The sequence below is a fragment of the Mesorhizobium vachelliae genome (assembly GCF_033977325.1).
GTDB lineage: Bacteria > Pseudomonadota > Alphaproteobacteria > Rhizobiales > Rhizobiaceae > Mesorhizobium > Mesorhizobium vachelliae.
Genome location: NZ_JAVIIR010000004.1, coordinates 379,238 through 401,349, shown reverse-complemented (window position 1 = coordinate 401,349; position 22,112 = coordinate 379,238). Strand labels below are relative to the sequence as shown.

At 62.6% G+C, this 22,112-nt stretch carries 14 protein-coding genes; 9 read left to right on the top strand and 5 right to left on the bottom strand.

Annotation, left to right across the window (positions count from 1 at the left end):
• Positions 1 to 103 precede the first annotated feature (103 nt).
• Positions 104 to 5,500, bottom strand: a complete 5,397-nt coding sequence (locus RFM41_RS12155; RefSeq protein WP_320245451.1) for an NACHT domain-containing protein — start codon at positions 5,498 to 5,500, stop codon at positions 104 to 106.
• A gap of 497 nt (positions 5,501 to 5,997) precedes the next feature.
• Between RFM41_RS12155 and RFM41_RS12150 the strand changes: the two genes are divergently transcribed.
• The 8 genes from RFM41_RS12150 to RFM41_RS12115 all read left to right on the top strand — a co-directional run bounded on the left by RFM41_RS12150 (position 5,998) and on the right by RFM41_RS12115 (position 15,373).
• Positions 5,998 to 7,221, top strand: a complete 1,224-nt coding sequence (locus tag RFM41_RS12150; RefSeq protein ID WP_320245450.1) for a hypothetical protein — start codon at positions 5,998 to 6,000, stop codon at positions 7,219 to 7,221.
• A 68-nt stretch (positions 7,222 to 7,289) separates the two neighbouring features.
• A complete protein-coding gene (locus RFM41_RS12145) occupies positions 7,290 to 8,738 on the top strand; it encodes an ATP-binding protein (protein WP_320245449.1) in 1,449 nt (482 codons plus the stop codon).
• 371 nt (positions 8,739 to 9,109) lie between these two features.
• Positions 9,110 to 9,322 (top strand): hypothetical protein, encoded by a 213-nt coding sequence (locus tag RFM41_RS12140; RefSeq protein ID WP_320245448.1) that lies wholly within the window; start codon positions 9,110 to 9,112, stop codon positions 9,320 to 9,322.
• 216 nt (positions 9,323 to 9,538) lie between these two features.
• Positions 9,539 to 10,732 (top strand): hypothetical protein, encoded by a 1,194-nt coding sequence (locus RFM41_RS12135; RefSeq protein WP_320245447.1) that lies wholly within the window; start codon positions 9,539 to 9,541, stop codon positions 10,730 to 10,732.
• Positions 10,733 to 10,805: 73 nt separating this feature from the next.
• Positions 10,806 to 11,240: a hypothetical protein gene (locus RFM41_RS12130; protein ID WP_320245446.1), complete on the top strand. Its 435-nt coding sequence runs from the start codon at positions 10,806 to 10,808 to the stop codon at positions 11,238 to 11,240.
• Positions 11,240 to 13,441 carry an AAA family ATPase gene (locus tag RFM41_RS12125; protein ID WP_320245445.1) on the top strand — a complete coding sequence of 734 codons (2,202 nt, stop codon included), beginning with the start codon at positions 11,240 to 11,242 and terminating at the stop codon, positions 13,439 to 13,441. Before RFM41_RS12130 ends, RFM41_RS12125 begins: the two co-directional genes overlap by 1 nt.
• Positions 13,438 to 14,214, top strand: a complete 777-nt coding sequence (locus RFM41_RS12120; protein WP_320245444.1) for a M41 family metallopeptidase — start codon at positions 13,438 to 13,440, stop codon at positions 14,212 to 14,214. The genes RFM41_RS12125 and RFM41_RS12120 overlap by 4 nt, the downstream gene beginning before the upstream one ends.
• Before the next feature lie 658 nt (positions 14,215 to 14,872).
• Positions 14,873 to 15,373: a hypothetical protein gene (locus tag RFM41_RS12115; RefSeq protein ID WP_320245443.1), complete on the top strand. Its 501-nt coding sequence runs from the start codon at positions 14,873 to 14,875 to the stop codon at positions 15,371 to 15,373.
• Between the two features lie 196 nt (positions 15,374 to 15,569).
• On the opposite strand, the gene RFM41_RS12110 is transcribed toward RFM41_RS12115, so the two are convergent.
• The 3 genes from RFM41_RS12110 to RFM41_RS12100 form a co-directional block, all read right to left on the bottom strand.
• Entirely contained in the window at positions 15,570 to 16,067 is a 498-nt protein-coding gene (locus RFM41_RS12110; protein ID WP_320245442.1) for a hypothetical protein, read from the bottom strand.
• Positions 16,068 to 16,595, bottom strand: a complete 528-nt coding sequence (locus RFM41_RS12105; RefSeq protein WP_320245441.1) for a hypothetical protein — start codon at positions 16,593 to 16,595, stop codon at positions 16,068 to 16,070.
• 147 nt (positions 16,596 to 16,742) lie between these two features.
• Positions 16,743 to 16,907, bottom strand: a complete 165-nt coding sequence (locus tag RFM41_RS12100; protein WP_320245440.1) for a hypothetical protein — start codon at positions 16,905 to 16,907, stop codon at positions 16,743 to 16,745.
• A 687-nt stretch (positions 16,908 to 17,594) separates the two neighbouring features.
• Here RFM41_RS12100 and RFM41_RS12095 point away from each other — a divergent pair.
• A complete protein-coding gene (locus RFM41_RS12095; protein ID WP_320319263.1) occupies positions 17,595 to 17,927 on the top strand; it encodes a hypothetical protein in 333 nt (110 codons plus the stop codon).
• Between the two features lie 226 nt (positions 17,928 to 18,153).
• Here RFM41_RS12095 and RFM41_RS12090 read toward each other — a convergent pair whose 3' ends face one another.
• Positions 18,154 to 21,597, bottom strand: coding sequence for an AAA domain-containing protein (locus RFM41_RS12090; RefSeq protein WP_320245438.1), 3,444 nt, complete (start codon positions 21,595 to 21,597; stop codon positions 18,154 to 18,156).
• Between the last annotated feature and the right edge of the window lie 515 nt (positions 21,598 to 22,112).

Genomic DNA, 22,112 nt, shown 5'->3' with positions numbered 1-22,112 from the left:
CTCGTCCAAAATCCTGACGAAGACGGATCCCGGAACATCGGGGTCAGGTCAGGCAGTGGCAGCCAATCATCGTAAGCCAGTACGGTTGCGTTGGACGGAATACTCAGCTCGCTGCACGGACCTCGCGGAAGCTGTCGCTGATCTGGAGCGCGGCGCTGCGGCGGTCGCCCATATCAACCAGCACGTCCAAAATCCGCAGCAGCTTCTGCGCCAAGCCGGGCTGCATTGGCGTCTCGCGGAACGCCAGCGCCTGCACCAAGCCGGCAATGCGCGCCGGCAGGGCGGTACCGCGCCAGCCTTTGAGAGTATCGCGGCCCGGCGTCAGGACGGCTAGTATCTGATCCGCAAAGGCTTCGGCGGGATAGTCTGCCTGGCTACGCTCAACTAAAGTGAGATAATCCGACATGACGCGCGCCGACCATCCCGCCGCGCGCACCAAGGTATCGATCACCGGCATCAGCTTGCCGACATCCGCCCAATGGCCGTTGGCGAAGCGTGACGCACCGCCAGCTTCGGCCGAAATCAGGAAGAACACCCGCACCATGCCGGGTAATTGGAATCCATGCAGCTTGCCTGCGCAAAAGGTATCCGGATCGAACACCGGATCGCGCAGCATGCGCCCCAACGCCAGTTGCAGCAGTTCGACCGCATTGGCCTGCATCTGAGGCGGATCATAGACGGCCGTGCAGGCATAAAGGTCGACGAAGGGACTCATTAGTTCAAAGCAGGTCTCGTCCTCCAGCGCGAACACCGGGTCGAGGAAGAGCGAGCGCATCTCCGTAGTGGTGGTACGCATGGCGATGTGGGCAAAGAGTCTGCCCAGTGCATTGTCCAATTGCCCAACCCGCTCGCTGGATTCACGCCGCCGGCTCGCTTTCCAGGGGGGCGCCATGCGTTCTGTCACCCAGGCCAGCATTTCTACGGCAAAGCGCAGGAATCGATCGCGGCTGGCGGGAGTGTCGAGGATGGGTCCAACCGCCACTTGGCTCAAGGCCTTGGCGGCGAAGCTCCAGTCGATGGCGCGATCAGGCTGACGCCAGCGCTGCCGTCTCTCGCCTTCGGTGAACTCCGCGAAAATGTCGTCGTCCGGGTCGGCAGGGGTGGTGTCTTCGACTGAGACCCAGGCCGGCGGCAAGGCCGGCAAATCCGGCCAGGGGTCCGGGGCATCGAACAGCGCCAGCGCTTGTGCTACCCGCGCCAACCGCCGATTGGCGACGAAGCCGGCCTCGAAGCGCAGACGATCTTGGCGGGGCTGGGTGTCGTAGATACTGAGCGCAACCGCCAGCCATAGCGCGCACCAAGAGAGTTTGGGGTCTACTTCCCACAAGCTCTGCGCACGACCCAGTGCTAACAATGCCACCTTGTCCAGCGGATGAGCGACCAGCTTCAACAGCGCCCGCTTGGCGGCCCTATCGCCGGGATTCAGGCGAATTTCGCCGGCCAAGGCTGTGGTGGCGCTCAGTGCCGCGTGCCAGGGAATCTCGGAATGGTTGGACCAGAGCGCGTCTGAGACTTCCGGCATCTCCGCGGCCCGGTCGATTGTACCTCGCGCCCAGGTGATGTCGTTGGCGCTAAATAGATCGCGATATTTCAGCACTACGGCCGCGATTCCCGCCACAGCACCCCGGCGAATGCTGGTTTCTTGATGATCCCCAGCGACGGTACCAAACAGCGTCGCAGCTTCGAATCCTCTGGCGAAGCTCACCGCGTCGGCCGGGGCACAACCTGTGTCCAATACCCCGCCATCCAGCGAGCGATGCGCCCAGAACCACATCAGATGTTCGCTCTGGCGCGTTTGTCGTTCGAGGAAGTCTGGGTCTTGAACGGCTTCATGCGCACGGGGGTTGTCGATGGTCACCAGCCTTTGTTCGGCATTGTTGCGATCAGTGGTGACCTGGAAATTTTCTGGCTTGGCGAACTCTGCATTGAAATCCGCCTTCTCTTGCAGGTCCGCCACCCAGGCGGCATCGCCTTTCTCTTCCTCGTAATCGAAGGGCAGGTTCTGCGGAAAGCCGGTGATTATAGCGCGAGCGCGTTCGACGAGTTCTTTGCTTCCGTGCACGAAGAACAGCACTAAATAGTCCCGCAGCCAGCGCTGGCGGAAAGGAAGCTTGTTGAGCGCATCCACCGCCAGGACATGGTCGCGGTCGCGGCGCCCGCCAAAGCCGATCAGGCTGGAGAGACTTGATTCCTGCACCCGCCGCTGCAAATCGTAATTCCAGAGCCGCGGACTGGTGATCAGCGGCAATGTACCGGGGGTGGCCGCGCCGGTGTGCAAGAACAAAGCCACCGCCACACCCAGCGCGGCAACGGAGGTATTGCCCTCCACAATGTCACGGATCACGTCATCGACCGGCCTGCCTGCATCGGTCTGTTGAAAGGCCCAGCTTTCTAGGGCGAGATAAGCGCCGGCCAGCGGCTTCGGCGCCCAGGCGCCGCGCGCCCAAAAATACTCTCGGGCGGTGCCCCAGAACTGCTGGCGCCCCCAAGGAAAGTCTAACTCCAGCGGAATGGGGGTGCCGTCCCGGTCGGGATCGAGATAGTGCAACTGGCGCCAGGCCGTCATGGCATGATTGCTCAGATCCTTGGTCAGTCGCAGGGCTTCGGCGGGTGCGTGATCGAACAGGGCATGGAACGGTTCGCGCAGCGGCGAGGCCGGGAAATAGTCACTGACGTCGCGGTCCACCGCCAGATTGTCCCAAGCGCCATATTCCAGCGACGGGGGCCCGACGATGGAAAATGGCCCGGACAGGATCATATTGTCTTCGTTGCTACGTTTTCCCTTGGGCTTGGCGCGGGCGGCCGCGATCCGGTCATTGCGGCGCCGGCGTTCCTCGTATTCGTGGTTCAGGCGGTCTTCCGGAAGTTCGTCCTTGAAATGCGCCAGGGCGAGATCGACCAGCTTGCCGGCGTGGGTGGCGGCTAGGATCGGGGAGAACTCCACAACATGCTTGAAGACCTTGTCGAGGCGATATTGATCGGCCAACAGCGCTTCCAGATAGCGGGTGACCAGATTCGACATGACAGTGGCGCCGCGCAGCAGAATAGCGCGCAAGGCATCCTCCAGACTGTTGAGGTCAGTGCCGAAATTGTCCCAGGGTGAGGGCTGTTGTGCGCGGCTACTGCGACGGTCCGTGTGGCGCAGTTGCTCGATCTCTTCCAGCCACAGCGCGCATTGCTGCAAGATCACGGACGAAATCGCATTGGGAATCGCGCCGACAGCATTCTGCCAGACCTCGAACACCACGACGACATCGGAGATCAGGCGGCGTGGCAATTCCGAGAGATGGGTTAACAGGAGCAGAAGAAGCCGGCGCCAACTGGACAGGTCCGACGGCCAGCCCATGGCATCGGCCAGTCGCACGATCTCGTGGCGCGCCAAATCATGGCCGCCTAGCTGCCCGCCCAGGATGGAGGCATTGGGAATGGTCTTTTCCGCCTGGAACCAGACCAATGCTTTCTGCAGCAGCCGGAAGTCGTCAGTGGCGCAGAGCGCATAATAGCGTTCGCGGCTAGTCTCGAAGCTGGGGGTGCCGATCGGCCCCAGCAGCCAGGCTCTGGTCCATTGCGAGCGCAAATTGGCGGCTTCTAATGCAGCCAAGGTCTGGGCCCAGTTGCAGTCGGCCGCGAAGTCAGCCTGAGACAGCAACTCCACCACCCGGCCTACAACGGGCGGCTCACCTATGGCGCGCAAAGCTTCTATCCAGCCAGACCCTGCGTCAGCTAGATGGTGAAACAGCGCCCATTCAAAGAAGATGTCATGGGCGAAGCCCACGCTGTGGCCCGGCCGGGCGTCCTGCAGGATGCCGTCGGCTTTCAAGGCCGCGAGCATGGCGATCGTGGGCGCCGACAGATTGCTGAGTGCGATGGGCCGGCTGAGATCACGCGCCCTAACCGCCGCCAGCTGGATGATGGCCCGCTGGCGCAGGGTGGCATCGCCGCCGGCGGCATCAAAGCCGCCGCGCGCCCACCAGTTCTCGATCAGATCGACTTCGGACGCGGGTGCGAAGTTGCCATCCGAGCTCGACGCCGACAGCGCCTGGCTGAGAATTTTGGCAAAGAAGGGCCGGCGCACGATCTGGCGCACGGCATCGGAACCGAACAACAGCGGCCGTAGTTCGGGGCGGCCGTCTGCCAGCACTTCGGCCTCGTCATCGCCCAAAGCCTTGACATCAATTGTGGCGAGCCGACCCTTCGCGAACAGGTCGGGCAGCCAGGTGCGCACCGGCTCGGAGCCCGCATCGCGCAATGAAATCACGATCTTCCAGGCTGCCAGCAAGGGATGGGCGAGAATGGCTCGAACCACATCGATGATGACGCCCTGGTGCTGCTTTTCCACCCGGTCGATGCCGTCGACATAGAGCGTGGCAGAACCTGTGGCGGCGATCTCCACCAACAGATCAGTGATGCTGGTGGTAGAAAGGCCCATGGCGGTGGTAAAGGCGGGCCAGCTTCGGGCCTCCAGCCGGTCGGACTCGAGGAACAGGACCGGGCCGCGGCGTAGCTCCTGTTCTATGCGCCGACGCAGCAGCACGGATTTGCCGGACCCCGGCAAGCCGCGGACCTGGACAAAGCGACCCGCGCCCAGGAGACGTTCCAACTCGTGCTGCAAGGTGGTCCGGTCGAGGCGAGTGCCGCGAACGTCGTCATCGATGTCCCGTAATGACAGCAAGGTGAGTGCCGACACCCTATCCAAATCGCCGCGCAAGGACGGCGCGCCCGCCAGTTGAACGACGCGGTCCAGCCGCACCACCAGGTCGGGGCGGGAGAAGCGTGCTGATCGGCCCGCACCTTCCCGGGCAATCTGGCACAGCGCCGCCCACAGCAAGGGCGCTTGGGCGGCGGCGTCGGAGGGAAGCGCCGGGAGCACGGCATTGATACCTTCGGAGTGGTCGGCCGCTCCTTCGTGCAGATAGTCGAAGCGGACCAACACAAAATGGCGCAAGAAGCGAAAGAGCAATGCCTCGCTATACGCGGCGCCAGCTAACTCGGTTAGAAGGCTGGCGATGGTGTCGCGCATTGCGCGTTGCTCGGCATTGGCATTGCCACCGGTCGCGAAGCGAGCCTGAAAATGCGCTAGGCTATCGGAATGGCGTGCCAGTTCGCATAGGCCAGTCAAGGTATCGAATGGCCCGGTGGTGACGGAGAGCAAAGCGGCGCCGAAACGGTCGCGATCCTCTCGGAAGTCAGCTTTCTGCAAGGTTGCCAGACTGTCGCGGATCACTTCACGGAAATCGGTGTTGGATGGGGCCGCGCTGAGGGTGAGGCTCTTCTTGCTTTGCAGGCTGAGGCGGGCGGGCTGTTCGGAAGCCGAGCGAAAGTCTACGATGACATCGTCCAGCGGCTCGCCGAAGTCGCGTTGCTGCATGGCGACGGCGTTAACCACGCCGCTGGAGGGCGGCATCACGCCTTGGGTCAACAGCGCGGCGAGGTAGCGTGCCGCAACCAGGTTTTCGAAGGTGAAGCCTGCACCGGCGGCGAGTTCGGGAGACTGCGGCACTGCTTTGGGCTTTCGACGCGCGTTTTCTTGCGGGGCGGGTCCTCTATCAGAAATTCGGCTGCCGTTTGCAAGCACTCATCCATGATGGCCTTTGGTTCAAAAACGCTAGAGCCGGCGCCAATTGATCCGCACCAGGCAATTTTTGCCTAGGGGTTTACCCGATGCATTCTGCGGCCTGCGAGATATTCTATATCGGGCATCGTGGGGGGTCATTGGGCGGCAATCGCGTTTTCGACGGGACAGGATCGATTTGCGAGATCTTGGCCTCCTCGACATTAGAAATATAGAATCCGCAACGTTCTGGCTTGATAAAGCTAGATAGTTTCTATTGCCAATATAGTGCGATTTTTATTGACGTTCTGGAAGTGTAAATAGTGACATATACTTTGTAATATAGTATCTACAGATTCGACAGGCGTAAATTCTTCCTCTATAATGGCTGATGAACTGGAAATTATTCTCGTTCATTCATCAATCGCCAACCAACGGAGGATTTTATGGCGAAACATACCTCTACCAACGATCTTGCCGGCGCAACGCCGGTGCCTGTGCCGGACAGCGTCCCGGTAGTTGCTAGGATCAAGGGGTCGGCACGGGCGCGAAAGACGGCAGACGTGGGGCCTGACTATGCCGCGCTCGGCGTGCCTGACACCCACGTCGAGGAGATGGAAAGACTGCGGCGCGCGTTTGTCGATCTTGGGCGCCGCTCGACGGGGCAGGTGTTCGACTGCGGGGCGGTCATTCACGAAGTGCGGGAACTTGCTCCGGACCAGGAGGCGTTCGCGAAGTGGTCGAAGGCCATCTTCGGGCTCTCGCGGCGCGGGGCGGAGAACTATGCCGCAGTGCATAGAACCTTGGTTCCGTACCGCGATCGCATGGTGACGCTCGGGCTGGTCGCCAGTGCCCTTTATCATCTTGCATCGGCATCGGGTGAACAGGTCGAGGAGGTCCTTGCGGTTCGCGAGTCCGGCCGGGAGCTGACCGCCGGCCAGATCAAGGCGATGTTGGGCAAGGGCGGAGCACCTACCGGCAGTGCGGACGACGGCGGGCCGGAAGGGTTGAAAATCACGGTCACCGAGAAGACGGCGTTCGCGTCCAGGCTCTTGTTCGACACGCTTTACCAGATGCTGCGAGACGTCCACGTGGCGCTTGAGCCTCACCATGCGGGTGGGCAGGTCGTCAAGAGCAAGGCCGAAGCCAGTCTCGTGCATCCCGCGCGGCTCGCCGGCGGTCTAATCGAGTCGCTTGTCTACGCCGCGCAGGTTCCGGCTGGCCAGACGCGAGCCGGCATCGTTCATGTGCTGCCCCTGGCCGAGAGCCGCTGGTCGCGGCTGCGCCGGGTGCTCTACGCCATGGGTTCGGGCGAGTCGTGGCCCAAGGTTGAGAAGACCGGCGCATGGCTGGCCGACACCGTGCTGCCCGAACTCGAATGGGGACTTGGCCGTGCGGGAGCCGAAAAGGCAAGGGCCGTTCTCGACGAACGGGTCGCCGCCGCCGAGGCCGAACGCGCAAGGGCGACGAAGGAGAAGGAGCGCGCCAAGTTCGAGACCAAGAAGGCCAGGATGCAAGCGAAGCGCGAGGCCCTGAAGCGGGGCATGGGCGGACGCAATGCCGCCGGCGTCCCTTCCGGCACGGTCGCGGCCGGTCCGGCAAAGGCCCCGGTTTCGGATCCTGGAGACCTCGCGGCGACCGGCCTGACCGCTGCGTCCGGGCAGGCATGAGCTCGACTACCGATCGGTCCGGGCCATCAGGTCCGGACCTCCCACCAGACATCAGGAAGAGGAAGAACATGAGCGTTTTGGAACAAGCCGGCGCGATCCGAACGGATTGTGTATTAGGGTACGCCAATGACGGAACGGCGGTCAGCGTCGACTTTGCCGAACTGATTGGACAGCACACGTTGATCGCGGCAAAGACAGGCGGCGGCAAGAGCGTATGCATGCGCAAGGTGCTGGAACTGTCGCTTGCCAATGGCCTGCCGGTGATCGTGCTCGATTGCGATGGCGCCTACGCCTCGCTGCGTGATGCCGCGCCGAACGGGATCCTGGTGATCGGCGGCGATGCCGGCGACGTCGATTTGACCGCCGACCAACTGATCCGGAAACTCGACATTCCAGTCTCCGGCCGGGTGTCGGTGGTGGTGAACCTGGCAGCCCTGCCCGCCGACGATCAGGTCGTGCTGGTGGGCAAGGTTCTCGACAGGCTTATGAGCCTGCCGGACGAGGTGCAGCAACCCTACCTGGTGGCCATCGACGAGGTTCAGCTGTTCGCGCCCCAATCGGGCCGGAGTGCCAGTAGCGGCGCCATCGCCAATGTGGCCAAGCGGGGTCGCAAGCGAGGATTGAGCCTGCTCGTGGCGACCCAGCGACTTCCCGATGTCGACAAGCAGTTCACCACGCAGATGGGAAATCGTCTGTTCGGCAAGTTTACCGATGCGACCGATCACATGAGGGTGCGAACCGAACTTGGGCTGGACAGCACGCAGGCAAAGGCGTTCGCCACGATGAGAACGGGTGAATTCCTGGTCACCGGCGAGGCGTTCAGCGTTCAGGGCGTCAAGGTGATGATCGGCAAGCCCCGCTCAGGCACGCTTGGCAAGGATACCCTCGTGGCCCGGCTTGCCGACCCGATCGCGCCGGTTGAGGAAGTGCTTGCCCGTCTTCGCGCCAACACACGCCGCGAAAACCATGCCGGCCGACCGGCATCGCAGCAGGAGGTCGAGGTCGAACGGAAGGCATCGGGGTTCGATGAGTCCGGGAAGGAACCGTCTGGGATCGATCTGCAGCGCGACCAGCGCGAATTGCTGGCCGTGCTGGCGGCGGCCCCACGATCGGGACTGGAGCGCGATGCACTCGCATTGCTTGTCGGGTCGATGGAGAAGCGTGCCGCGTTTCAGGCTGCCGTGACGCACTTGCTCGCAGACGGCCTCGCCGCGATCGGCACCGGCTCACGGATCCGGATCACGCCAGAAGGCGCGGCAGCTGTCACCGATGGCCGGTCGTTTGCCGAGCGGCTGGCAACGTTGCGCGAACGGCGGGAAGCCAGTGACCAGCGGATCGTTGCCTGTCTGGCGGCGGCCGGAAAGGCGGCACTTGATCCTGCCGTTATCCGCGAGCGGACCGGTCTTGGTCCGCGTGTCGCCAAAGCGGCTCTGTCGCGCCTGAGGCGCGACGGGTGGATCGTCGAGCGCGGGGGTCGGATTACCTGCTCGCCGGCGCTCTCGCGATTACCCGGGTGATCGAAACTGCACTCGTGCAATGGTTTGTCGAAGCCCCGCTTGGGGCTTCTTCTTTTGGATGACAGCTCATTGTCGATGAAGGAGCCGGGATCGGTCGCGACGCCGGTTCGGCCGGTGCGGTCCCTACGCAGCGGGCGAGAGGTGATCGGAAGGCTTCTGCGTTACCGGATGCATCTTCTCGATCATGAGCCCGCCGTTAACCCTGCGATCGCGAAGTTCGGGCGGCCTGCATTTTGCGGGCTCAGATCCGGTTCGGATCCTGCCAGGATGATTGCGCTTCGGGATGGCTCCGGGGCAAAGGCGGCCTCCGCCGGTGCTGGTAACACCGCCGAAGGCCTGACCCGAATCCCTTGATTGGAAAGGACAGGGCTATGGATACCTCTATTACGAATGGCGTGAAGCGCAAGGCGCCGGCACGAAGCAGCCGCTCCGGCGGTGCGGTCGACATCGACGCGCTGCTGGCGGTCGACGTGGACGGCGTGCTGTTCAGCGATGCGGCAGCACCCATGCGGCTTGCCGATCTGCTCGGCGTCTCCGGGCACGATGGCGAAGCGCGGATGATGGTCCCTGCCAACGCCTGGTAGCGCTAGGGTTCGCAGGGCGGGGGTAACCCGGCTGCCGCGGCGGCCGGTCTTCTCCGAAGGGGTTGGAAGGCAGGCCCCGGCCACCACACGATCCCGATTGCCGGCGATGGTGCCGGCGACGGGAACTCAGCAATCGAACAACCAGACAGTGCGGTGAAGGCAGGTGGCAGCGGCCATCTGGGGTCTTGCGCTCGCCGTCACCTCGTGGAGATGATCATGGACAGCTTCAATCCGGGCAGGGGCATCCGGCCCAACGGCGGCGGCAGCGCCACTTCGGGGCGGGGTCGATACCAGCCTGGCCCCGGTCACGGTGATGGAATGCCAGCCGGGGCTGTGCAACCGGGCGACGTGGATGGCGACGCGCTTCTCGATCGTGACTTCGACCTGCTGGTCGAGAAGGCGATCGCCGCAGTGCGTTCCGGGTCTGATGCCCGACCGGATGCGGTGTTCGGGCCGTTCGCGGAACTCAACGCCATCGTGCGCGCGGTGACCTATCATGAGGGCAGGCTCCTGGAATGGGGACTGGCGCGGCTTTGCGCCGACAATCCCGCGCTGGCGCTGATGCCAGCCGAGACGGCACTTCCCGTGGTGCCGGCAGCGATGGAGCTTCTGGAACGCAACGGCTGGGAAAGCCTGGAGGGTCTCAGGTTGCGTTCGGAGGTGCATTACCGCACGAGCTACATGCCGGACCTCTTCCTGGTCGATACGCAAAACCACGCGGCGCTACTCCTCGACGTCAAGCGTTCGCTCGCGTCCTATGCGGAGCGGCGGCTGAACGCGTTGCGCAAGCGCATGATGGCCGCCGCCCTGATCGCGGGGGACTGGCTGCATGTCGAAGGACGGATGGTCGGCGTGTCGCGGGTCGACATCGCCATTGTCGACGGCTCCAACATCGAGCATGACAGGACCAAGGGCATCTTCGCCCTCGACGAGGTGGGCGAACTGATCGGTGTCGCGGGTGCCGGCCAGGCGATGCTGGCGCTCAGGGCAAAGTTTGCCCGCCGGGTTCGGCGGGAGCTTGAGGAGACCTGCCGCCGGGCTCTCGGTCGAATCCATAGGACAACGGCCGGGAGCTCTCTGGCCCGAAGTGCTGCGTCTGGACGATCGGTGCGAGACGAGGGCCGTGAAGCCTTCCACTTCGGCGGTCCGAGTGAAGAACACGGCGTCGGGGAGGACAGTGCGTTCCTTTCCGGCGGTGGGAATCCACAGGCGGAGCCTCGCAACGATGCCGACGCGGATGCGGATGACGGCGATGGGTATGGCGACGCGGGCGACGGCAATGCCGTCTTGGGCGGCGCTCTCTCATTCGCGCCTCCGCGCCGGGCACGAACGGCCGACTGGCGTCGGATAGCCGCTTCCAGGCGACAGCCGATCAAGGTCGGCTTTGCGCGGGGCCGCGACGGCCCCTGAGCCGTCAGCCTTCACATCCACCATCGTAGCCAGCTTTGCGCACGGCTCCATGCCGCTGCGACAGGAGAGTCTTTTGAACGACAACAACCATGCCGGAACGACTACGGCCAACCGGGCCGTCGATGATGCCGACGCGATCGCCACAGGGATTGGCGTTTCCGTGGCGAGGGACAGCCCGATCGCGGCGCTGCTGGAGACCGCCGGCCACAGCCGTGATTGCATCATGCGCGTGCGTTCCGGCTGGGTCGAGGCGTGTTCCTGCGAGGGGCATGCGCGGCCCTTCGGCGACGCGTCCATGGCCATCGGTCTCGCCATCCGTTTCGCCCGCATGGGAGCGGCACACAGCGTTCCGATCCCGCCCGGCGTGCTCGCACTGCTGGTCGAGCAGGTCGATGCCGGCAATCCGGCGGCGGTCCTTGTGTGGAGATGGCTTGCCGGGCGCGGTCAGGTCCCGACCCCCGCCCTCATGCGTCCGAAGCTGCGCCTGGTCAAAGGAGAGGCACGATAATGGGTAGCACCGTCACGCGGACCCGCGAGCGCCTCACGCGCTTCTTTCTTGCCCGCCTTCAAAGGCGCGCCTTCCTCGCCGCACTCGAGAAAGCGGCCGAAGCCGGCATCGTCGAAGCACGGACCCGCGACAACGGCATCGTTGTCTGGATGCCCGGCAGCGCGGCCGCTGGCCTCAGCGCCGATCGGATCGCCCGGCGTCTCGCACGCATCTCCGGAACAGTCCCCGCGGATCAGCCGCGGGGGCGCCTGGTGAAGAAGCTGACGGGCTGGAAGAGCATCGACGACGAGGACGACGACAGCACGTTCGATGAGCCGCGCTCAGTGCGCGGGCGGCGGGCAAGCGTGGACAAGGAGCAGGTACTGGCCGCTCATGCCGATCCTGGCGATGCCACGGATCGCTGCGCGGTTGAGACGGATACCGCCGTGGGCGGGGAAGGTACTGGCGACAACACCGAGACGGCGCTGGCCGATACACCGCGCAGCGAGACATCCGATCCTGTCTTCCCGGCGGAGGGTGTTCCGCCTGATCCAGTATCCCACGCCGAGGAGAAACCGGCCGGCGTTGTCGATGCCCCGGCGCTGCTCGCGCTGATGCGCAAGGCGGCGCGGCCGCCGAATGCCGCCGAGGTGGCGGCCCTACTCCTGCTCGCCGATGCCGCCGCGCGGTCTGGGTCGGACCTTGGCCGTCTGCAGGCCGTGCTGCGGCTGCCCCAGCCGGTCTTCGCGGTCTCGGGCGTGGCAGGCATCGAGAGCGTGTTCGTCGATCTCCTGCGCCGTGGCCTCGTTCTGCCTGGGATCACGTCGACTTTCGACGGCTATTCGCTGAGCTCCACCCGCGAATTCTACCGGGTCAGCGCGGACGGCGGGGAACGCGCGGTGATCCTGTTCAAGGGCAGGGACCATGAGCTAGACGCGGATCTGCGGGATCGGCAGGTCAGTTTTGCCATGCGCAATGTCTTGCCGATCCTGGCCGTCGCCGACGATGCGGGCAAGCTCCCGGAGGCCCTGGTCGATGCCGCGGACCTTGCCCTGTTATGCGGACCCATCTCGCCTGAGCTCATTCACGCGACGATCCGCATCGTGACGGGCGAGCAAGCTGCGCGGCAGTGGGATGCACGTGGCGGTGTGGCTGTCGCGCCCGTGGATGCTGACGAGGAACCGCAACTTGAAGGTTGCGAGGTTCTGACGCTGACCGATCTGGCCCTCGCCATCCGCCCGGGCATCGGCGCAGGTCGATCCCTGCGGCTGCTCACCGACATTATCGCGCATCGCAAGGCGCAGGCGAACGGGACGGACAAACGCGAGAAGCTCAGGACATCCAGCGGGACGGTCGAAATCAGCACCTTCCGGAGCAATGCAGCGAAGGGCACTGGCAGCACGATCATCCAGCCCGAACCGCTCGGCGGCGCCGAGACGGACAAGGACATCGTGCCTCGGGTTGAGACGCTGAGCGGTTATGGCGAGGCACGCGGCTGGGCGCTGGCGCTGAAGGAGGATCTGGATTTGTGGCGGCGGGGTGAACTCGATTGGTCCGACATGAGCACAAGGCTTCTGCTCGCAGGTCCGCCCGGCACCGGCAAGACGACGTTTGCCAGGGCGCTCTGCAACACGCTCCAGGTTCCACTGGTTGCGACATCGGTGGCGACCTGGCTGGAGCCCGGTTATCTCGGCGATGTTCTGAAGCGCATGACGGCGGCGTTCAAGGAAGCCGAGGACAACGGCCCGGCAATCCTGTTCATCGACGAGGTCGACAGCCTGGGACGGCGCACGGCCACGAGCCGCAGGTTCGAGGATTACTGGAACTCGGTGGTCGCCCGGGCGCTGGAGCTATTGGACGGCGTCGTCAGGCAGAGCGGCATCATCGTCGTGGCCGCCACCAACCATCCCGATGCCCTGGATCCGGCGCTGGTGCGCTCCGGTCGTCTCGAGACGCGCATCGACATCTCCATGCCCGATACCGACGCCCTGGTCGGCATCATCAGGCATCACCTGAAGAACGATCTCGCCGGCGTGGTGGACACGGCACTGCAGCAGGCACAGGGCGACGCGGGTCCGGCGGAAGGTGCGATGGAGATGGTGGGCAGCGGCAAGGGCGCTGCGAAGGTCGAGCACGGGCAGGGAACGTCAGCGGGAGTCGGGCGGCTATCTCGCCTTGCGCGGCACATGATCGGGTATCTGGCAAAAGGGAAACGGCCATGAGCATGAGGATGGATGAACAGGAGACCCTGCGCCGCCTCGCGCGTCTGGCGGCGGGCTGCAGCGGCGCCGACATCGAGCGGCTCGTGCGGGAGGCACGCCAGGTCGCCCGCCGGGCAAGGCGGCCGCTCGCCTATGCGGATCTGGAAACCCGTCTCGCCGGGTCCCGGCCGGTGAGGCCGTTCGCCCTGCGCCGCCGGATCGCGGTCCACGAGGCCGGGCATCTGCTCGCCCGCCTCCTGCACGGTGTCGGCATCGTCACATTGGTCACCATCGAGGGTCGGGATGGCGACGGCTTCGTTGAAGCCATCCGTGACGACGAGGCGATCGACACGAGGGAACGTTGTCTTGCCATGCTTGCCGTATTGCTGGGGGGCCGGGCAGCCGAACAGGTGGCGTATGGGGAAACACTGGCGGGCTCGGGCGGCAGCGAGCGAAGCGATCTCGCTCGCGCAACCGCTCTCGCCTATGCCATGGAGGCTTCCTTAGGCTTCGGTAGCAGCGAGCCGCTGCTTTACCGCGATGTCGCCGACTATCATGCCGGGATCCGTGCCGATCCCGCCCTGGCCGGTCGCGTCAGCGCCCGTCTGGAGAAAGCCCAGGCGGACATCCGCAAGCTGATCGGGCGGCATCGGAACCAGCTCGACATGATCGCCGAGGCACTCGTGCGCCACGGCACGCTGGAGGGCAAGGAACTCGCAGCACTCATCGCGAGCCTCGCCTTGCCGGGCAGGGAGGCTTCAGGAGAGGCGCCTCGCGATCGGGAAGGGTCATGACATCGCGTCGAGCCTGAAACGATGCCCGAGCGGTCAGCTAGCAGGTCTATCGCGGCACATGCTTGCCAGGCAATGGTCCCGCAACTCGAAACGAACTGCCCGCAATCCAACCTGATTTGAGATGATTTGCGGTAATCCGATTCAGGGTTGCGGACCTGCGTTACAGCCCAAACGCCGTTTGCACGAAAGGCGTTACCAACGCGGATCCGCAAGCCCGGCACCGTGCGGGCACATCAAGTCAAATCGAGGCAATTTGTGCTATTCCGATTCAAGGATCGCCGGGAACGATTCTGAATCCGCGCGAAGCGATTCTGAATCCGAAAAGCGCGTTTCAGCCCCTACGCCGTTTGTCGCTTGCAAGTCGGGCCGCCACCATGGTCGTGCAACCCACGAGAGGAGGAGGGCGAGCATGGACCGCAGACAGGAGAGGTTGGAAAAGCAGAGGCTCTACCAGCAGCGCTATCGTGCGCAGCGCAGGCGCGAGAAGGCGCCGGGCCGGGACGACATAGCCCGGGCTCTGCTCGGAGCGCGGTGTCGGCAGCGAGCGCGATCTGTTCAATCGGTGAAATAGAAAAGGGCCGTCAGTTGTACACGTTGTCCGCCATTGGAAACCGGGCAATAGTGAAGGTGGCCTCAGTGAAAGAAGATGGGTCTCTCCATGAAGCATGCCGATTTGAAGATCGTTATGGATGACGTGCGCGCGAGAGATGCGGCGCTGCTGAACTTGATAATCTTCACAGATCGCCAAGCTATGGCTCTCTTTCGCGTCTATGTGACAGTCGGGGCAGCGACGGCAGTGGCAGCCGCATCAGGCTTCCTGGGTGTTGACCCGTTGCTGCATTTTGCAGGTCCATCCACTGCAGCGATTGCCTTGACGCTCGGGTTGGCCTGCTATTTCTGTCTGCGTGCAATGACACCAGCCGACATTGGCCTACCGGGACGCCCAGCTGAATTCTGGCAATGGACAGCCGACGATCGTGTCCAGGTGGAGGATGTTATTGGTCACTACCTGAGCCAGGCCAAAGCGGTTCAGGATCAAAATCGGAAGACCAATGAAGAGGGCGCAAGAGCGTTGGCCTGGGCGAAGCGCCTAGGCATAATAGCTCCGACAACAGGGTTGCTTATCGGAGCTATTCGCTTGGCCGTCACCGGTATTTGAGGGGGTCCGTCTCGCTCTTTTTGCCTCCCCAGTCCGGCGGTGGCGGCGGCGGCGGTTCGCGGGGCGGCGGTGGTGGCGGTTCCTTTTTGTCCTCGGCCATCAATAATCCTCCAAGCCAAAATATGATCAAAAATCTTGGCGGATTCTCGATTTCAAGTCGAGTTCGCAAAAGGTGTTTTCCCCGCTGATTTAAGATTTAAGACGCGGGTCGTTGTCGGCGAGTCTTCAGTGGCGGCCTTAGTCGATGCTCCATGCGCATGTAGGGCGCGAAGACATCGGACCCCTCGTAGTAGAATTGGGTGATTTCATTGAGAAGCCGGGATTGGGCCTCGATATTGCTGCGTCGGACTTCTGGAGTGTCGCCGCCTTCTATCATCGCATTGGCGGCATTCATCTTGATGAATCGATGCCACATGCCTTCAAGATAACTTCGAACGTCGTCCCCAAACAGGAATTCCGCGGCATTGATCGCCTCAAGCAGGGCGAGTTCAGCCTCGCGGCTCGTCTTTCCAGTCGTGTTAACGACGCTTACCGCGCTGCGAACATGACGATAGACGTCAAGCCGCTTCTCGAAGAGATCTAGTACCAGCTTGCTGTGTGCGGTCTTCCATTGCCTGTAGGCGATAATGCCGACGGCGAGAGCGATCGTCGGCGTGAGTAGCGACTGGAGATATTGGACCCAAATCGGCAGCATTTATTCCCGAAGCACTTTCCATGCGCGATCGAGGCCGCTTGGCGATTTAAGATCATAGGTATTCCGGATGCGACCGGCGAGCTTCAACGCTTCCAAGCCTCGTTCCTTGGCGGCCGCATGATAGTCGAATGGATTTTGCTCCCACGTATGCGAATAGTCGGCGAGAGATTCGGAGACCTTCGTGACGTTCGAAAACGACAGCACATCGTTGGCTATCTGCGGCGCGAGGGCCTTCCAGTCGATGTCATCGGGGAATTCGGGAGCGGCTGGCATAGAGCCGCCACTGATGTTCTGGTGTTGCTGAAATTCGCCTTGGCCCATGATGAACAGGTGCCAGCAGTCGACCGCGTAGCGTTCCAATTCTGTGGCGCACCGCATCGCTCCGTAGCGCGCGGCGTTCCTTTTGCTCCACCAGGTCTTGACCAGATCCACGCACCAGGAGGCAGCGGCCGCGACCAGGCCGGTAGCGATGATGGCCGTTACGATGTCCTTTGACGTCCAGATGCTCTCGACCGGCGTCGCCGCCATGTATCATTCTTCCTTGCGCCTTTCGGAGAAGATTTCATGGGAAAAGCACCGAAACACAAGTATGCCCGAGTTCGGATGAACAGCAATATTTTGTAGACGCCGATCCCACTGATTGAACCAAATCGCGCTGGCCGCCATGGCAGTCCCTCAGGCCGCCTTTGCTTGCTTTCTGGGGTAAAGTCGAGGGCTGTCGTCACCCTGAAGGTAGGGCACGGACGTCAGGCAGTCGGAAAGGCAGCCCAGCGCCGCGTCGCACGCATCGTTTGCTTCGTCCTGCGATGGATAGAAATCAGTGTTGATCGTGATGGTCATGGTGAAGCCGCTTGCGTCGGCCTCGACGAACCGCGCGCCGTTTAGTTCCCAATATCGCGCCAGAATCCATGCCGAGCCCACCCTGGCCGGTCACGTCAGCCCCGTCTGGAGAAAGCGCAGGCGGACATCCGCAAGCTGATCGGACCAGCTCGACATGATCGTCGAGGCGCTCGTGCGCCACGGTACGCTGGAGGGCAAGGAGCTCGCGGCGCTTATCGCGAGCCTCGCCTTGCCGGGCGGGGAGGCTTTAGGAGAGGAGCGATCGGGAAGGGCCATGACATCGCGTCGAGCCTGAAATGATGCCCGAACGGTCAGCTAGCAGGCCTATCGCGGCACATGCTTGCCAGGCAATGGTCCCGCAACTCGAAACGAACTGCCCGCAATCCAACCTGATTTGAGATGATTTGCGGTAATCCGATTCAGGCTTGCGGACTTCCGTTACAGACCAAACGCCGTTTGCTCGAAAGGCGTTACCGACACCGATCCGCGCGCCTCGCACCGTGCGGGCACCTCAAGTCAAATCGAGGCAATTTGCGCTATTCCGATTCGAAGGTCGCGGGGATCGATTCAGAAACCGCGCGAAGCGATTCGGAATCCGAAAAACCCGTTACAGCCGATACGCCGTTTGTCGCTTGCAAGCCGGGCTGCCACCGTGGTGGCGCAACCCGGAGCAGGAGGAGGGCGAGCATGGACCGCAGACAGGAAAGGCTGGAAAAGCAGAGGCTCTATCAGCAGCGCTATCGCGCGCAGCGCAAGCGCGAGAAGGCGCCGGGCCGGGACGACATAGCGCGTGCTTTGTTGCACTTTGCGATCACCGAGAACCTGGCGCACGGGCGCCATCAGGACCTGGCCCGGCTGGTCAGGGAAATCTCCCATCGGCTCGAAAACCAAGGGTTCAATCCCGCGGCAACCCGCAAGGCCTGGCAGGAACTCGTCATCCGCTACGGCGAAGGCTGGTCATTCCAGCGGAAGGTGCATCTGCTCTTCGGCTTCCATCCTGATGAGGAGACCGGGAACTAGCAGGGCGACCAAGCTTCGCGCTCACGGCTTCCGTCCCACCAGATGGGATGCCTATCCCAAACGCCGTCATCATCCCAGTCTGGTGTTCTCCCCATTACTCCACAAAACGGCGTTTGCAGGGGAGGCGATTCAAGATCCAGACGCCGCGATGGCATGCGGGCAAACTTTGCCTATCCAATGGAACCGCATGCCACAAAATGGCGGCGACCGGTTCAGTGAAACGAACTCACAAAGCTCGCGTACGGGCTTTCAGGCTATCTTCGAGAGTTTGGATTTCCGGACCTAAATGCTTGCCACGATAGACGATCGAAGTCTCATGGCGGGCAAATTCGCCAGTGCGGTGCGCGCTGAACCAATTAAAAGAACCGACAGCGAGTACCGCATCGTCCCCCCACACCAGCTTGGTATGAAGCTGTTGGACGGCGTGGAGTTTAGCGCCAAACCCGGTCAAAACCTCATGTGCGCTTGCGAATATGTCCTGTCCCGATTTGCCGCGGTTGCGGGTTAGATCGGGATCGGCGTAAATCTCCACCTCGACGCCTCTTGCACGGGCTGCAATGATGGCCTCGGTAAATCCGACCTGCTTCATGGTTGCAATATTGATCCAGGGCGAGACGACGCAAAGCCTGCGCCGAGCGTTCGCAAATTCCTTCAGCAGAAAGGCATCGTGCTCTGCCGCATCACGCAAGGATTCGAGTGCTGGCATCCCCTTGGACAAATCGGTTCGCGATGGCACATCGAAGACCATCTCGTTTGCCTTGTCTCTGGAGAGAAAGTTTGCAAGGACCGATCGCGGGCTGCCTGGAGGTGCGGAAGCCAGCGTATCCATGTCGCCGAAGACCAGAAAGGCGTCTTTCGCACGTGAGGCCGCCACGTTGAGCATGCTGGGCGAGAGGTCGATGAAACTCCCATCGGCATGTTTGGAGTAGACCGGTGAAAAGATGACCACATCGCGCTCGGCGCCCTGCAGTGCATGCACTGTGCCGACGGTCATGCCGTGCCGGCCGATGTCGATGCCCCGATCAGCACAGGCTCTACGGATCTCCCGGACTTGGCGGCCGAAGGGTGTGACGATCCCGACGATATCTTCCAGGCGCTTGCCGTAGCGTGCTTTCAGCTTTTCGGCATTGGCGGCGAGCCAGGCTGCAATGGTCTGGGCCTCCAGCGGGTTGAACCGGCTGCCGCCCGACGATATCGCCATCCCGTCGATATGGAGATAGCCCATCGGCTGCAGCGTGCTGTTCTTCGCCGGGCCGCGCATCGGCTGCAGCGCGCCCTTGTAGCAGAGCTCGTTGCAGAAGCTGATGATTTCGTCGAAACAGCGCCGATGCTCGAAGAGATAGAGACCTCGTTCCAGTTCCGGATAGGCGTAGAAGCGGCAGGCTGACTGCGCCAGCCGCATCGCACTCCCGCTGCGCGACGTAAGGCCCACCTTGTCGAGCGCCTGCAAGGCCTCCTGGCCTGCGTCTGGCGGCAGAAGTCCCGCCTCGATCAGGTTACCGGTATCGACGGCAGCAGTGAGCGTCGAGATCGGCTCGATCTGCTGGATATCGCCGATCACCAGAGCCCGCTTCGCCAGCGCGAAAGATGGTCCCGCGACCTCAGGCAACACCTGACCGGCCTCGTCCACGATCAGAAGATCGATATGATTAAATAAGTATTCCGTGCGATAGCTGCCCGAGGCGTTGTCACGGCAGGTCATCTTGCGCGGCAATGTCGCGAAGGTGGAAACGGCGCATGGCGTCAGCATCATCCGGCGAGACCACATCGGTCCGACCAAGCTGCGGTCATTGCCGCCGCGACCGGTTTTCTGCACACGCTGGAGTGACGGCAGTGCCTTTTCCATCTCCAGCAGCCAGCGGCCCTCCCAGTAGTGAGTTGCAAGCAGGAAGAGACGAAAACGCACCGAACGATCAGCCGCGCGGTCGATTGCCAACAGATCCGCGCCATCTTGTGAGTTTGGCAGAAGGCTCGCCGCCAGCGTGCGCCACGCTTCTTCTCGCAGGCTGTGCTCTGCCATGGCCTGCTCCGCCTGGTCGCAAGCGTCCTTGGCCTTCTTCGTTCGCGCGGCGGTATCGCTCGCGTAGGCCTTCAAACGGCCTTCGATCTCGTCGATCCGCTCGACCGTCGCAAATTCTTCGGGCGCACGCGCTTCGCGCAAAAATACTCGCGCCCGCAGAACCTGCTTTTTCCCGACCGGCGGCAGGAAACCGAACAGAGAAAGCAGCATCGGCTCAGCGGCAAGCCAACCTTCCCATTTGTGTAGCAGACCTTCGGCAGCAGTCTTTTCGGCTGTGCAACGCTCCTTCGCCTCGCGAAGTCTCAAGAGGGCGGAACCCGGTTCGTCTCCGAGCAATCGCTGGACAGCATGATGCGCCGCGCGGCATTTCGCGTAAGCTTCGTCGGCTCGAACCAGAACGCTGCTTTCCTCCCGCAGAAGCCGGTGCAGGGCAGCGACGACCGCTGCCACGTCCACCCGCGTCAGGTCTGGAAAAGCGTTCCGAGCCGCCTCAAGATAGGCTTCGCGAGCGCGCTTCAGATAATCCGACGTTTCAAGTTTTTGAAAGAAAAGTTCGGTCTGATATTTAGCCGACGCTTCCGCTTCCCTGCTGAGAGCGGCGAGGAACAGACCAAAGCTTTTGATATCCGGCAGCCACCGGCCCGCAAAGCGACCTTGCCCTCGCGCGAAGTCCTTGCCGAAGGCGTCGATGATGTTCGTGACCGCCTGATTGTTGGTCGATGCAGCGACGATCAATGGCGGATCGGCTTGCGCGAGCGCGGCGCTGACCCATGCGCCGGCGATGGCCGACAGGAGCATCGTCGTCTTTCCGGTACCCGGCGGGCCGTTTACGGCCAGAATGTCGCCGTCGCGCGTCGCTGCCAGATGAGCGAGGACTTCGCGCTGATGGTCGGCGACGGGGAATTCGTCGCTGGAATGGCCAAGACGCTCCGCTAGTGGGAAAGGGGGCTGGCGCGCAGGCTCGGCTTCGCGGAATGCCCTCCGTGCGAAATTCGCCAGAAGCGCGCTCTCCGGCGTTTCACGGATCAGGGCATCGCTCAGGTCGAGGATCTGCTTTACCGTCGCGGCTGCCTCGGTCGCGGGTCGTATCACCCCATGTCCAACAATCTGGTATTCCGGATCCGCAGCTGGCCAGTTACCGCCGACTTCAGCCATCATCTTTTGCCAGTGGTTCTGGTAGTGCTGCCAGAGATCCGGATCTTCTTCTTTCGCTGCGAATGGTTGAGCCGTCAGGAAGCTGTCGAGATCCGCGACGCGGCCGACTGAGAAGGCGCCACGCGCAAGTGGGTCGAGTATATCCCGTGCAATGACACTATGGTTGGGAATGATCCGGCCTTCGCGTGTGACCTGCGCTTCCGTCACCACCGGCGTGACCTCAAGCGGGAGGCCATCGCCGCGCGATCTTGTGTGCAGGCTCTGACGCCTGACATGGAATGGGCGATAGCTGACTGCGATACGCCGCACGTGCGGCGGCACTTTGTCAAACAGGAAATCAACGGCCTTCCGCCCGAGAATGCCAGTTTCGGCTTCTTCGCGCGAAAGGCTGTAAAATTCCTCGAGCATTTTGCTCGTCAGGCAGGCGTCTCCGATTGCACTGTCTGCGACCGATGATCGCCAGTATTTAAGGATCGCGAGGTCTGCCTTGGTCATTACTTATCCGAAAACGCTTTTTTTCCTGCTCCGCTATCTCCCATAGGGTTGCTGGGTATTCAACGTTTGCATCGCGTGCGGCGTTGGGAAATTCCGGGTGAGAAGGGCTGGATTGGGGCCGACAGCCGACTGTCCGGTTATAGGACGTGCCGAGCCGATAGCTGCCTTTCGGCAGGCGACCCCATCGATCTATCGAAGACAGCTTTTGGGTCTAATCAGCCGTTCGGGCCAAGCCCATCAATGCTCACCGCCGCCGTTTGCTTACGGGTGGCCGGTCGGAATTCGAATCTGAAGCTTTTCATCACGCAACGCGCTTCCTGTCCACTTGTGAAACACGCGCATCCTTTGTAGATCGAGAGCAGAGCGAAACGATCTGCTGACTCCAACTGCTCTGAATTCACGATTCACCTCGCAATTTCCTTGTGCGGCGGGGAGCGGCCTGCTGCTAGACCACGCGGAAGCTTTCGAGGCCTGATCAAGCGATGCGCAGACATCGCAGGAGGGGAGAACTGTGC